The sequence below is a fragment of the Roseateles sp. NT4 genome, assembly GCF_051857475.1.
Classification (GTDB): Bacteria; Pseudomonadota; Gammaproteobacteria; order Burkholderiales; family Burkholderiaceae_C; genus Pelomonas.
Genome location: NZ_JBPZGZ010000002.1, coordinates 1,678,869 through 1,691,901, shown reverse-complemented (window position 1 = coordinate 1,691,901; position 13,033 = coordinate 1,678,869). Strand labels below are relative to the sequence as shown.

The following is a 13,033-nucleotide window of genomic DNA, read 5'->3' as shown; positions in this document are numbered from 1 at the left end:
CGAGGTCAGGCTGCAAATCCCAAGACCACGCGCCGGGTCTTGGCACTCTTTTTCTCGATCTTGGTAACCACTACGCGACCGATCTCGGCCGTGTTGCCCACGTGCGTACCCCCGCATGGCTGCAGGTCCACGCCATCCACCTCCAGCACACGGATGCGCCCCAGCCCGCGCGGTGGCTGCACGCTCATCGAGCGCACCAGGCCCGGGTTGGCATCCAGCTCTTCCTCGCTGATCCAGCGGTGCCCCACCGGATGCGCCTCGGCGACCAGCCGATCCAGGCCCGCCTGGATGGCTTCCTTGTCGAAAGGTTCATCGGTGTGGAAGTCCAGGCGCGCATAGCCCTCGGTGATGGAGCAGCCGTCGACCGGATAGGGCAGCAGCGCGCACAGCAGATGCGTGGCGGTGTGAAAGCGCCGGTGCGCCTGGCGGCGAGCAGCATCGACCTCGACATGCACGGCCGTGCCGACAGCAGGCAGATCGCCTTCGATCAGGTGCACGATGGCCTCGGGGTGCTCCTTGCTCTTGCGCGTGTCCGTCACGCGCCAGCGCTGCTCGCCCGCGATCAGCCAGCCGGTGTCGCCGGCCTGGCCGCCGCCCAGGGGATAGCAGACGGTGCGGTCCAGCAGCACGCCGCCCTCACCTTGCGCCATGATCGTGGCATCGCAGGCCAGCAGCGTCGCGTCCTCGCGGAACAGGTCTTCGGTCTTCATCCGATGGCCTCCAGTTCGACCTCGCCGCGCGGCGTCGCGAGGCGAGCACGCAGGCCGTCGCGGGCCTCGAAGCCCAGCAGTTGCACGCCCGAGACCGGCATGCCGTCGGCGGGATGCACCTCGCCCCATTCAATCAGCACCGGCAAAGCCTCGCGGCGCAGGCGGCGGCCGTCCTCGCGCAACGCAATGCGCCAGCGCAGATTGCCGCGCGAGGCCTCGACCGGCTCGCCGGCATCGACACCCTCGCCGCGCCAGTTGGCCAGCGCTGCATCCAGGTTCGGCACGCGCGACACCCAGTGGATCAGCCCCGGCCCTGAGGACAGGCGCTCGCGCAGCGCGGGCTGGTCGAGGTCAAACCAGCGTGCCCGGCCGGGTGGCGGCGCTTCCGGGTCGATGGCGATGATTTCCAGATAGGCGCGTGGATGCAGAGGCCCGCTGATGTTCAACAGGCGGTTGTGCGTGCCCATCAGCGCATGCTTGCCGCCGGGGCCGGGCGTCACGCCGAGCACGCGCTCGCACCAGGCGACGCCCTCTTCCAGCGTGGCCGCGCCGACGACGAGATGGTCCAGCTCCATGCTCATAGCGTCACCTGCCCCTGCACCAGCGGCGTCACGTCGCCGCCTATCCAGATGACATCGCCGTCGCGCTGCACGTGGACGCGGCCGGCGCGCCCCAGGGCCGCACCCTGGGCGGCAACATAGCTGTCGGGCGCATGGCCCGCGCCAATCAGCCATTGCGCAAGACCTGCGTTGAGACTGCCCGTGACCGGATCTTCCGGCACGCCGTCGCCGGAGATGAAGGCGCGCACCTCGAACTGCGGCTCATCCAGCCGCGATGCCACCACGCCCACCTTGTGCGGGCCGACGACGCCCAGCTCCAGCCCGGCCATGCGCGACCAGTCGGGCTTCAGGGCCAACACCTGCTCGGCGGAGGCCAGCATGACGGCGCACCAGCCGGGGCCGTTGTCCACCCACTGGTGGTTCACGATGTCTTCACGCTTCAGCCCGAGGCCGGCGCAGATCTGGCTCAGCTTGCCCTCCTCCAGCGGCCCGCTGCGCAGCAACGGTGGCGCGGCAAAAGCGAGACGGCCGCCGTCGCGACGCACTTTCACGAGGCCCACGCCGCATTGCTGCACGACGGCTTCACCCTGGGGCTGACCACCCGCCGCCAGCCAGGCGTGGCAGCTGCCCAGCGTCGGGTGGCCGGCAAAGGGCAGCTCGCGCGCCGTCGTGAAGATGCGCACCCGGTAGTCGGCGGCCGGATCGGTCGGGGGCAGCAGGAAGGTGGTTTCGCTGAGGTTGGTCCAGTTCGCAAAAGCCTGCATCTCGGCATCGCTCAGGCCGTCACCATCGACAACGACAGCCAGCGGGTTGCCCTTCAGCGGCAGGGCGGTGAAGACATCGACTTGGGCAAAACGGCGGAGCTGGGTCATGGCTGGAGGTAGAGGCCTGGCCTCACGACCTCCATGCCACGGTCCGGCGTCGCCAGGGCCTTGAAGCCGTGGCGGGCGTACAGCGGGTGGGCGTCTCGCGTGAACAGCATGAAGCGGCGCAGGCCTTGCAGGTCGGGATGGGCGAGCAGCGATTGAACCATCCAATCGGCAAGACCCTGCCCCCTGTGGGCTTCCAGCACATAGACGTCACAAAGATAGCCGAAGGTGGTGCGGTCGGTGACCACCCGCGCGAAGCCGACCTGGCCCTGCCCTTCGGCGTGGAGCGCGATGCACAGCGAGTTCGCGATCGCGCGCTGCACGGTCGCCAGCGGGATGCCTTCGCACCAATAGGCCTTCGTCAGAAAGGCATGAGCGGCGGCGGTGTCGATGTCCTCGGCGGCGAAGCTGAGGCGGTAGATGCCGCGCTCCACGTCAGTGGCCACCGCCCAGGTAGGCGGCCTGCACGGCGGGATCGTTGCGCAGCTTCTCGGCCGCGCCATGCACCGCGATGCGGCCGTTCTCCAGCACATAGCCGTAGTCCGCCACCTTCAGCGCGGCGGCGGCGAACTGCTCAACCAGCAGCATGGTCACACCACGGGCCTTGAGGCTTTCGATGATGCGGAAGACCTCCTCGACGAGGATGGGCGCCAGGCCCATGGAGGGTTCGTCCAGCAGCACCACCTCGGGGTTGAGCATGGTGGCACGCGCCATGGCCAGCATCTGCTGCTCGCCGCCGGACAGCGTGCCGGCCAGCTGCATGCGCCTCTCCTTCAGGCGCGGGAACAGCTCCATGGCCTTCTCGAGGTCGGCCTCGACATCGCCCTTGGGCCGCGCGCCGGTGTAGCGCGGGAAGGCACCCAGGCGCAGGTTGTCGGTCACCGTCATGGTCGCGAATACACGCCGGCCTTCGGGCGAATGCGCCAGACCCTGGCGGGCGATGTGGAAGCTCTCCAGGCCGTCGATGCGCTTGCCGTTCAGCGTGATCTCGCCGCCAGTGGGCGCGATCATTCCCGACACGGCGCGCATGGTGGTCGTCTTACCGGCGCCGTTGGAGCCGATCAGCGTGACGACCTGGCCCTTGGCGACCTCCAGCGAGATGCCGTGCAGCACCTGCACCTTGCCGTAGCCGGCCTGCAGATTCTTGATGGACAGCATCAGGCGCCTCCCCCGAGGTAAGCCTCGATGACCTTCTCATTGGCCTGCACCTCGGCGGGCAGGCCTTCGGCGATCTTCTGGCCGAAGTCCAGCACCGAGACGCGGTCGCACAGGCTCATGACGACGTCCATGTGGTGCTCGATGAGGATGACGGTGACACCCGCACCGCGGATCTTGCGGATGATCTCCAGCAACTCCTTGATGTCGGGCGCGGTCAGGCCGGCGGCGGGCTCATCCAGCAGCAGCAGCTGCGGGTCCAGGGCCAGGGCGCGGGCGATCTCCAGCAGGCGCTGCTTGCCATAGGGCAGGTTGCGCGCCTCCTCGGCCGCGAAGCCGCCCAGGCCGACGAAGTCCAGCAGCGCGCGGGCGCGGGCGCGCTGCTCGCGGTCCTCGCGCAGATAGCGCGGCAGGTGCAGGGCCACGTCGACGAGGTTGCTCTTGAAGCTGTGGTGCAGGCCAACCAGCACGTTCTGCAGCGCCGTCATCTCGCCGAAGAGCTGCACGTTCTGGAAGGTGCGCGCAATGCCCGACAGCGCGATGTCGGCCGAGGTGCGGCCGTTGACCGTCTGGCCGGCAAACACCACCGTGCCCGCGGTCGGCTGGTAGATGCCGGTCAGCACATTCATCATCGTGCTCTTGCCCGAGCCGTTGGGACCGATGAGGCCGTGGATGCTGCCGCGCTGCACGACCAGGTCGACGTTGTTCAGCGCCTTCAGGCCGCCGAACTGCATCAGCACACCGCTGGCCTTCAGCAGCTCCGCATCGCCCTGGCTGCTGGCGCGCGTCAGCGCGGTGGCCGGCGCCTCGCCGCTCGCGGCATCGACCTTGGCCTTGAGGTTGAGGGCATTGCGAACGAAGCCGACGATGCCGTCCTGCAGGTAATAGACGACAAACAGCGTGATGAGGCCGAAGATGGACAGGCGCCAGTCGGTCATCGTCTGCAGCTTGAAGGAGATGGCTGCCAGCGCAATGCTGCCGACGACGGGGATGGCCGCGGCCTGCTGGGTCAGCTTGCCGCGCTTCAAGCCCACAGCGACCGACACGGCGACGATGATGGCCAGCACGACCGCCCCGATGCGGAAGACCTCCAGGTCGTCCAGCAGCTTGGGCAGCATGACGATGATGGTGGCGCCCAGCAGCGCGCCGGTGCGGGTCTTGCGGCCGCCCATGATGACGGCCAGCAGGAACATCACCGTCAGCTCGAAGTTGTAGGTGTTGGGGCTGATGTACTGCTCGGAATAGGCGTACAGCGAGCCGGCCAGGCCCGCCAGCGCGGCCGAGATGACGAAGGCGTAGACCTTGTAGCGGTAGACCGACACGCCCATGCAATCCGACGCCACCGGGCTGCCGCGCAGGGCCTCGAAGGCGCGGCCCAGCTGGGAACGCAGCACACGGTGCACGAAAACAAGGGAAGCCACCAGGCAGGCCATGACCAGCCAGTAGTACTCGGTCTCGTCGAGCTGATGGCCGAACAGCGTGGGCTTGGTCAGCGTGATGCCCATGGGACCTTCGGTCAGGAAGGACATCTCGTTGATGAGGATCTGGATGATGGTGCCGAAGGCCAGCGTCACCATGGCCAGGTAGGGCCCCGTCACGCGCAGGGCCGGCAGGGCCAGCATGGCGCCGAACACGGCGGCCACGGCAATGGCGGCCGGCAGCACCAGATAGACCGGCGCGTCCAGCTTGAGGATGAGGACGCCGGCCGTGTACGCCCCAATGCCAAACAGGCCCGCATGGCCGAGCGACACCTGGCCGGTGTAGCCGACGACGATGTCCAGGCCGAACAGCACGATCGCATAGATCATGATGGTCTCGACCAGGTGGATGTAGTACGGGTTGCCGGAGGCGACCGGGAATGCGGCGAGGGCCGCGACGGCTGCAGCGCCGAGGATCAGTTGCTTCAGGTTCACGCGCGTCAGACCTTCTTGATGGCGGTCTTGCCGAACAGGCCCGCGGGCTTCACCGCCAGCACGATCAGCAGCAGCACCAGGCCCGGCACGTCCTTGTAGCCGGTGGACAGATAAAAGCCCGTCGTCGTCTCAGCCACGCCCAGGATGATGCCGCCGACGATGATGCCCATGCCGCTGGTCAGGCCGCCGATGATGGCGACGGCGAAGGCCTTGAGGCCGAGCACCGCGCCCATGGTGGCGCCGGTCAGCGTCAGCGGCGCGATCAGCACGCCGGCGAAGGCCGCCGTCAGCGACGAGAGCGCATACGAAAAGGTGATGACCAGGCCGGTGTTGATGCCCATCAGCTTGGCCGCGTCGCGGTCGTTGAAGGTCGCGACCACCGCCTTGCCGTAGATGCTCTTGCGGTTGAAGAGCTCGACGGCCAGCATCATGCCGATGGCGCCGACGATGACGAGGATCTCCATCGGCAGCACATTGGCGCCGAGGAACTTCATCGGCGCCTCGGGCAGCGGCGAGGGGAACTTCAGGTCGTCGCGGCCCCAGACGTTCTCGGCCACGTTCTTGAAGATGATGCCCAGCGCGATGGTGGACATGATCCAGCCGAACTCGCTCTTGATCTTCAGCGCGGGGCGCACGCCGATGCGCTCGACGACCGCGCCCTGCACGGCGCCGAACAGGCAGACCAGCGGGATCATGGCCCAGTAGTTGACGCCGAAGCCCACCAGACTCAAGCCCACCAGGGCGCCGAGCATCAGCGCGTCGCCCTGGCCGAAGTTGAGGGTGTCGCTGGTCGCGAAGGTGAGTTGGTAGCCGAAGGCGATGACGGCGTAGATCATGCCCAGCGCGATGCCGCTGAACACGAGCTGGGTCAATATCTGCATGTCAATCCAATGCGTAGTGCCTTCCCCAGCGGCCGCCGCGGAACCGGCTTTGCCGGGCCGCTGACGGCGCCCCTTGAGGGGGCCGGCGAAGCCGGTAGGGGGTGGGCGCGTTTATTGACGTTTCTTCTGTTCCAGCGCGCCCTTGGCGTTGAGGTCCTTCACGCGCACCTCGGAGGCCTTCTTGAAGTCGTCGGGATAGGCATAGACGACGCGCTGGCCCTTGACCTCGCCGAACACCGGGATGTTGGCGGTGATGGCCTCGTGGTCACCCTTGGAGAAGGGCTTGTTGTAGGTCGTCACGACACCTTCCACCGGCGTCTTCAGGTCTTCCAGCGCGGCCTTGATCTTGGGGCCGTCGGTGGAGCCGGCCTGCTTGATGGCGGCGGCCAGCAGGTAGACCGAGTCATACCCTTGAGCCGCGGACACCGGCGAGTCGATGCGCGAGTTCTTCGGGTTGAAGGTCTTCAGGTAATTGATGATGAAGCTCTGGCGCTTGGGCGTCGTGGGCTCCTGGATGAAGGTCTGCGGCATGCGCGCACCCTCGCCGCCCGGGCCGGCGTTGTCGATGTAGTTGGCCATGGACAGGGTCCAGGAACCGATCATCGGCACCTTCCAGCCCAGCTTGGTCATGCCGTTGGCGATCTGGGCCAGCTCGGGGCCGATGCCATAGGTCAGCACCGCTTCGGCGCCGGCTTCCTTGGCCTTCAGCAGCTGGGCCGTCATGTCGACGTCCTTGATGTTGAACTTCTCGACGGCGACCGGCGTGATGCCCTTGAGCTTGAGCGCCGCTTCGAGGTCGGCGCGGCCGAGCTGGCCGTAGTTGGTGCTGTCCGCCAGGATGGCGACCTTCTTGAAACCACGCTTGGTGACGGCCTCTTCCACGATCATCGGCGCCTGGATGGAGTCATGCGCCGCGTTGCGGAAGATGTAGTTCTCGGGCTGGGTCTCGAACTGCTTGGTGACGATGGAGCCCGTGGCCACGTTGTTCATGACCGGGATCTTGGCTTCCTGGAAGAAGCGCTGCGAGGCCAGGGCCACGCCGGTGTTGATGTAACCGACGGTGGCGGCCACCTTTTCCTTGTTGATGAGCTCCTGGGCGATCTGCACGCCGCGCTCGTTCTTGGCCTCGTCGTCGCGCTCGATGAGCTGGATCTGCCGGCCCAGCACGCCGCCGGCCTTGTTGATCTCGTCAGCCGCCAGGCGCACGCCGTCCCGCATGCTGACACCCATCGAGGATGAACCACCGGTGAAAGGCCCTGCCACACCGATCTTGATCGGCTCTGCTGCCTGCGCGCCCCAAGCGAATACCGCCGTGGCTACGGCCGTCCAGATTTGCTTCATCGTTGCCTCGTCTGTCGTTATGCGAAAAGCCTGGCGCCTTTGCCAGGGCCTGATGCATACGATGCCAGAGCGACAACAACTTGGGGATATGGAAACCCGGGAGACAGCTGCCGACCCGGGCTTCAGCGTCGTGTCAGGGTCGAGGATTAGGGCGCGTGCTCCGCCACCGGCTCCAGCGCCTCGTGCAGCAGGCGGCCCAGCTTCTCCACACCCTCGCGGATCAGGTCGGGCGTCAGCGTCACAAAGCTCAGGCGCAGCGTGCGCGGATCGGGCTGCTGGGCATAGAAGGCCGCGCCCGGCACATAGGCGATGCCGGCGTCGACGGCCTGGGGCAGCAGGGCCATGGCGTCCAGGCCCTCGGGCAGGCGGATCCAGAAGAACATGCCGCCCTTGGGGGACAGATAGTCACAGCCCGCCGGCAGGTGCTGGCGCAGGGCCTCGGCCATGGCGTCGCGATTGGCTTTGTAAAGGGCGCGGATGGACGGGATGTGGTTGTCCAGGAAGCCATCCTTGATGACCTCGTGGACGACGCGCTGGTTGAAGCCCGGCGTGTGCAGATCGGCGGCCTGCTTGGCCTGCAGCAGCTTCGGGTAAAGCTCGGTGGGGGCGACGATGTAACCAAGGCGGAAGCCCGGCGTCAGCACTTTGGAAAACGATCCCAGATAGAGGGAACCCTCGGGCCATAGGCTGGATAGGGAAGCCGGCGGCGGTTCGTCGAACCACAGGTCGCCATAGGGGTTGTCCTCGACGATGGGCACGCCGGCACGGCGCGAGGCCTCGACGACCTCGACGCGGCGCTGGGCGCTCATGACGCGGCCGGTCGGGTTCTGGTAGTTGGGCAGCAGATAGCTGAAGCGCGTGCCGGGCGCGTCATGCGGCAGCGCAGCAATCGCTTCGGGGCGCGGGCCTTCGCTGTCGCTGGCCAGGCTGGCAAACAGCGGCTCGAAGGGCGTGAAGGCCTGCAGGGCGCCCAGATAGGTCGGCGTCTCGACGGCCACCGGCGCGCCGGCGTCGCAGAGGATCTTGCCGACCAGATCCAGCCCCTGCTGCGAGCCGCTGGTGATCAGCACCTGATCGGGACTGACCTGCATGCCCAGTGAAGCGACCCGCGCCGCCACCCATTCGCGCAGCGGCGCGTAGCCCTCGCTGGCGGCGTACTGCAGGGCCTCGCGCGGCGTCTTGCTCAGCACGCGGTCGCAGGCGGCCTTCAGTGCGTCGACAGGGAAGGTGTCCGCGCTCGGCAGGCCACCGGCCATGGACAGGATGCCCGGCTTCTCGGTGACCTTGAGGATCTCGCGAATGATGGACGGGTTCATCCGCGCGGCACGGCGCGCTTGGGTCCAGACGGTGCTCATGGGGTCTCGGTTACGTTGGATTTCAAGACGCTCAGCCTAGCATCCACTCGACCGCGGCACGGGCCTGCAAATCGGTGGAGTCGAACAACGGCAGGGCGGCAGCGCTTTCAGCCGGCAGCAGCAGGCCCAGTTCGGTGCAACCCAGGATGGCCGCCTGGGCGCCACGGTCGGCCAGCGCCGCGACCTGGCTGCGCAGGGCCTCCCGCGAGGCCGGCTCGAAGCGGCCGCGGCACAGCTCCTCGTAGATCAGCCGGTGCACCTCGGTGCGGCCGGCCTCGTCGGGCGTGATGACCTCGATGCCGAAACGGGCCCACATGCGCTCCCGGTAGAAGCCCTGCTCCATCGTGAAACGGGTGGCCAGCAGGCCGGCGCGCTTGACGCCGGCGGCGCGCAGGGCTTCGGCCGTGGCGTCGACGATGTGCAGCACGGGCAAGCCGGCGGCGCGCTCCACCTCGCTGGCGACCAGGTGCATGGTGTTGGTGGCAATCAGCAGGGCTTCGGCGCCAGCGCGCTTCAGGCCGGCGGCGGCGTCGCCCAGCACGCGGGCCGCGCCATCCCAGTCGCCGGCCGACTGCATGGCCGCAATAGGCGCGAAATCGACGCTGTGCAGCACCAGCTGGGCGCTGTGCAAGCCACCCAAGCGGGCGGCGACGCCGCGATTGATGAGGGCGTACAGATGCTGGGTGGATTCCCAGCTCATGCCGCCGAGGATGCCGAGTGTCTTCATGCGGGTGCCAAGTTGATGCGCCAGCCGCGCGCCGGCCGGGCTTGGGCGCGGCGCTGCGGCAGGGGTTGGAGCAATTGGAATTCGGCGTCATGCCAGGCTTCGACGACGGCCTCCTGGCCAGCCACCAGCGTCAGGCCTTCGCCGGCCGCGAGCCAATGGTCGTCGGTGCCGCCGGAAATGGTCAACCACACCCGGCCGCCCATGACGACGAGGCGGCGCGGCGTGCGCGCGGCGGCCAGGGTCAGGGCCTGTCCGGGTGCGAGTCGGGTCGTGAATCTATCGTTCATGAACATCTCCTTCAGTGGATCGGTTGCCGCTTGCCCAGCCACACGACGGCGAGCACGGCGGCGGCGAAGACCACGGTCATCGCATCCAAGGACTCGCCCAGCAAGGGCACGGCAAACAGCATGGACAGAAAGGGTTGCAACACCTGCACCTGGCTGACACGCAGCGTGCCGCCCAGGGCCAGGCCGCGGTACCAGGCAAAGAAACCGATCCACATAGAGAACAGAGATACATAGGCAAAGCCGCCCCAGGCCGAAGCTGCGACGGGTGCCGTCGGCCGCGTCAGCACGGCCAGCGGCAGGGTGATGGGCAGGCTGATGACCAGCACCCAGCAGATCACCTGCTCGGCCGTCAGACCCGCCGACAGCCGCGCACCGCTGACATATCCGGCCGACGCACTGACGACGGCGCCCAGCAGCAGGCCATCGGCCATCTCCAGCCCACCCGCGCCGCGCCAGGCCGCAAAGCCGACCACCAGGACCAGACCGGCCAGCGCACACAGCCAGAAACCCAGGCTGGGCCGCTGCTTCAGCACCAGAGCCGCGATGACGGCCGTCGCCAGTGGCAACACGCCCGACACCACCGAGGCATGCACCGCGTCCACATGCCGCACCGCCACACCCAGCAGCAGCGGCCAGCCGAAGACGACGCCCGCGGCCGTGAAGGCCAGCAAGCGCCATTCGCCACCGCGCGGCCGGCGCGCGCCGGTCAGCCACAGATAGGCCACCGACAGCAGACCGGCGACGACGGCACGGCCGAAGGCGACAAAGGCCGGGTCGAGCTGGGGCGCCGCGGCACTGCCGCCGGCCAGGCGCGTCATCGGGATGCTGAGGGCAAACATCAGCACGCCGGCGGCGCCGAGCAGCAGGCCACGCGTCGCGTCGGAGGCCGAAGTGGTGGAGATGGCGGTGGAGGCGGAAAACCCTGACATGGACTCAGTCTGAGGCATGACACCGATACAGAACCAGTACAGTAAACCCACCAGACTACGAATCTGTACTGCCATGCCGACCGGTACACATCCCCCGCTGCAGCGCGGCGCCAGCCTGCCCCTTGCCGGCCAGTTGGCCGAGCGCTATGCCCAGCGCATCCGCGAACGCCTGTTGCTGCCCGGCGCCCGCCTGCCCTCGGTGCGCGATTGCGCCCGCCAGCATGGCGTCAGCCCGCACACCGTCGTCGCCGCCTACGACCAGCTGCAGGCGGCCGGCCTGCTGGAGGCGCGCCGCCAACGCGGCTTCTTCGTGCGAGAAAGCCGCCCTGCCACGACCCGAACCCCGGCCCGCGCGCCGGCCATGGCCATGCCGCGCCAGGCGCCCATGGATGCCACCGCGCTGATCCGCGGCATGTTCGAGGCCGACGCGGCGCGCTCGCCGGGTCTCGGCACCCTGCCGGCCGACTGGCTGGACCCGACGCTGTTGCAGTCGGCCCTGCGCCGCCTGAATGCGACCGATGCCCTGGCCGTGCAGACCAGCTACGGTGACCCCAGCGGCGATCTGCACCTGCGTGCAGCCCTCAGCCAGCGCCTGCACGACCTCGGCATCCACGCGGTGCCGGCCCAGATCCTGACGACCAATGGCGCCACGCACGCGCTGGACCTCATCATCCGCACCCAGCTGCAGCCGGGCGACGCCGTCCTCGTCGACGACCCCGGCTGGGCCATCATGTTTGCGCGCCTCACCCAGGCCGGCATCCGCCTGCTGCCGGTGCCGCGCGGTGCGCATGGGCCCGACCTGGACGTGCTGAACGCGCTGGCCGCCGCCCACGCGCCGCGCGCCTACCTGACCGTGTCGGTGCTGCACAACCCGACCGGCCACAGCCTCAACCTGGCCGGCGCCCACCAACTGCTGCGCCTGGCCGACGAGCACGACTTCTTCATCGTGGAGGACGACAGCTACGGCTTCCTCGCCCCCGAGCATCTGCCGCGCCTGGCGGCCCTGGACGGGTTGCGCCGCGTGACCTATGTGTCGGGCTTTTCCAAGGTGCTGACGCCGGCCTGGCGCGTCGGCTACCTGGCTGCTTCGCCCGAGCGCCTGCGCGCACTGACCGACACCAAGCTGCTGGACGGCCTGACCAGTTCGCCGGTGCTGGAGCGCGCCGTCGCGCTCTGCCTGGAGCAGGGGCGGCTGCGCCGCCACGCCCAGCGCCTGCGCGAGCGCCTGGCCACGGCGCGCCAGCGCATCGCAGCACTGGCGACAAAGCAGGGCTTCCAGTGGGCCTCGCCGCCCGATGGCCTGTTCGGCTGGCTGGACGTCGGCGTCGATACCGAGCGCCTCGCCCAGCCCCTGCTGGACGCGGGCTGGTTGACCGCGCCCGGCGCCCTCTTCAGCGCCACGCGCCGCCCCGGCTCGCTGATGCGCATCAACATGGCCACCTCGCAGGACCCGGCCTTCTGGCGCACGTTGCGCGCCGCTGTCGATGACCTCGGCGGACGACCGACACTGCCGTAAAAGTTCCCGCCTAGCGGGGGTTTGTCACGGGTCCGGCGCGTCGCGGGCGGCAAAATCCTGGCGCTGCGAAATCGTTTCCGCGGCCCTTTCCCGGCCATGACCGACCCCTTGAAATTTCTCGTTGTAGATGCACTCGCCGGGGTGCAGACCTTTGCGCGCCAACTGTTGCAAAGCCGTGGCTTTGCGGTGGACAGCATCCTCTGCTGCGCCGACACCGAGGCGGCCCTGGCCCAGGGACTGCTGTTCAAGCCCCATTTCCTGATCACCGACTGGTTCCCCAAGGCGCCGCTGACCGGCATCCAGCTCTACCAGCGCCTGCGCGAGGTGCAACCCACCCTGCACCTGTCGCTGCTGAGCTTCGAGGTGACGCCCGAGCACCAGTTCGAGGCGGAGGCCCACGGCGCCGACTTCCTGCTGAAAAAGCCCTTCACGGCCGAGCAGTTGCAGGCCGAGATGACGCGCTCGCTGGAAGCCCTTGCCAAGAACTCGCCCGGCCTGCATGGCCAGGTGCGCGACGTCATGCGCAGCGCCAGGCCGGCGCCGCGACCGCCCCTGCCCGTCATTGCGCCCCAGCCCGTGGTCAAGCCCGGCGACAAGGTGCGCTTCAACGGCGCCGTGCACGTGGCCCAGTACGTCGTGCACCGCCACGGCGAGACCGTGGTGCAGCTCAAGGGGCAGAACGGCTTTGTGCCGCTCGAGAAGCTGCAGCCCGGCTGACATCGAAGCCCCTCGTCCGGTCCGCCACGCTGAACGCGGGCTGCCCAGCCGGTCTTGCAGACCGCGCTGCGGC

General features: G+C 68.3%; 14 protein-coding genes. 2 read left to right on the top strand and 12 right to left on the bottom strand.

Annotation, left to right across the window (positions count from 1 at the left end; all coding sequences use genetic code 11):
* Window positions 1–5: 5 nt before the first annotated feature.
* From ACS5PN_RS17540 to ACS5PN_RS17485, 12 genes are all read right to left on the bottom strand, one after another.
* Window positions 6–710, bottom strand: a complete 705-nt coding sequence (locus ACS5PN_RS17540; RefSeq protein WP_439465263.1) for an alanyl-tRNA editing protein — start codon at window positions 708–710, stop codon at window positions 6–8.
* Window positions 707–1,291 carry a VOC family protein gene (locus tag ACS5PN_RS17535; RefSeq protein WP_439465262.1) on the bottom strand — a complete coding sequence of 195 codons (585 nt, stop codon included), beginning with the start codon at window positions 1,289–1,291 and terminating at the stop codon, window positions 707–709. Before ACS5PN_RS17535 ends, ACS5PN_RS17540 begins: the two co-directional genes overlap by 4 nt.
* Complete coding sequence (locus ACS5PN_RS17530) at window positions 1,288–2,142, bottom strand: PhzF family phenazine biosynthesis protein (protein ID WP_439465261.1); 855 nt, start codon at window positions 2,140–2,142, stop codon at window positions 1,288–1,290. The genes ACS5PN_RS17535 and ACS5PN_RS17530 overlap by 4 nt, the downstream gene beginning before the upstream one ends.
* On the bottom strand, window positions 2,139–2,585 hold the full coding sequence (locus ACS5PN_RS17525) for a GNAT family N-acetyltransferase (protein WP_439465260.1): 447 nt from the start codon (window positions 2,583–2,585) through the stop codon (window positions 2,139–2,141). Before ACS5PN_RS17525 ends, ACS5PN_RS17530 begins: the two co-directional genes overlap by 4 nt.
* Window positions 2,575–3,297, bottom strand: coding sequence for an ABC transporter ATP-binding protein (locus ACS5PN_RS17520; RefSeq protein ID WP_439465259.1), 723 nt, complete (start codon window positions 3,295–3,297; stop codon window positions 2,575–2,577). Before ACS5PN_RS17520 ends, ACS5PN_RS17525 begins: the two co-directional genes overlap by 11 nt.
* Entirely contained in the window at window positions 3,297–5,207 is a 1,911-nt protein-coding gene (locus ACS5PN_RS17515) for a branched-chain amino acid ABC transporter ATP-binding protein/permease (protein ID WP_439465258.1), read from the bottom strand. The genes ACS5PN_RS17520 and ACS5PN_RS17515 overlap by 1 nt, the downstream gene beginning before the upstream one ends.
* Window positions 5,208–5,212: 5 nt before the next feature.
* Entirely contained in the window at window positions 5,213–6,088 is an 876-nt protein-coding gene (locus ACS5PN_RS17510; RefSeq protein WP_439465257.1) for a branched-chain amino acid ABC transporter permease, read from the bottom strand.
* Window positions 6,089–6,199: 111 nt separating this feature from the next.
* Window positions 6,200–7,429: an ABC transporter substrate-binding protein gene (locus ACS5PN_RS17505; protein WP_439465256.1), complete on the bottom strand. Its 1,230-nt coding sequence runs from the start codon at window positions 7,427–7,429 to the stop codon at window positions 6,200–6,202.
* Window positions 7,430–7,575: 146 nt separating this feature from the next.
* Window positions 7,576–8,784, bottom strand: coding sequence for a PLP-dependent aminotransferase family protein (locus ACS5PN_RS17500; protein WP_439465255.1), 1,209 nt, complete (start codon window positions 8,782–8,784; stop codon window positions 7,576–7,578).
* A 31-nt stretch (window positions 8,785–8,815) separates the two neighbouring features.
* Entirely contained in the window at window positions 8,816–9,511 is a 696-nt protein-coding gene (locus ACS5PN_RS17495) for an aspartate/glutamate racemase family protein (RefSeq protein WP_439465254.1), read from the bottom strand.
* The gene (locus tag ACS5PN_RS17490) at window positions 9,508–9,798 is read right to left on the bottom strand and encodes a DUF2917 domain-containing protein (RefSeq protein ID WP_439465253.1); all 291 of its coding nucleotides are present in this window, start codon (window positions 9,796–9,798) and stop codon (window positions 9,508–9,510) included. The genes ACS5PN_RS17495 and ACS5PN_RS17490 overlap by 4 nt, the downstream gene beginning before the upstream one ends.
* A gap of 11 nt (window positions 9,799–9,809) precedes the next feature.
* Window positions 9,810–10,727 carry a DMT family transporter gene (locus ACS5PN_RS17485; protein WP_439465252.1) on the bottom strand — a complete coding sequence of 306 codons (918 nt, stop codon included), beginning with the start codon at window positions 10,725–10,727 and terminating at the stop codon, window positions 9,810–9,812.
* A gap of 73 nt (window positions 10,728–10,800) precedes the next feature.
* Here ACS5PN_RS17485 and ACS5PN_RS17480 point away from each other — a divergent pair, with 73 nt between their 5' ends.
* Together ACS5PN_RS17480 and ACS5PN_RS17475 are read left to right on the top strand one after the other, a co-directional pair.
* Window positions 10,801–12,243 carry a PLP-dependent aminotransferase family protein gene (locus tag ACS5PN_RS17480; protein ID WP_439465251.1) on the top strand — a complete coding sequence of 481 codons (1,443 nt, stop codon included), beginning with the start codon at window positions 10,801–10,803 and terminating at the stop codon, window positions 12,241–12,243.
* 96 nt (window positions 12,244–12,339) lie between these two features.
* A complete protein-coding gene (locus ACS5PN_RS17475; protein WP_439465250.1) occupies window positions 12,340–12,960 on the top strand; it encodes a response regulator in 621 nt (206 codons plus the stop codon).
* Window positions 12,961–13,033: the final 73 nt, after the last annotated feature.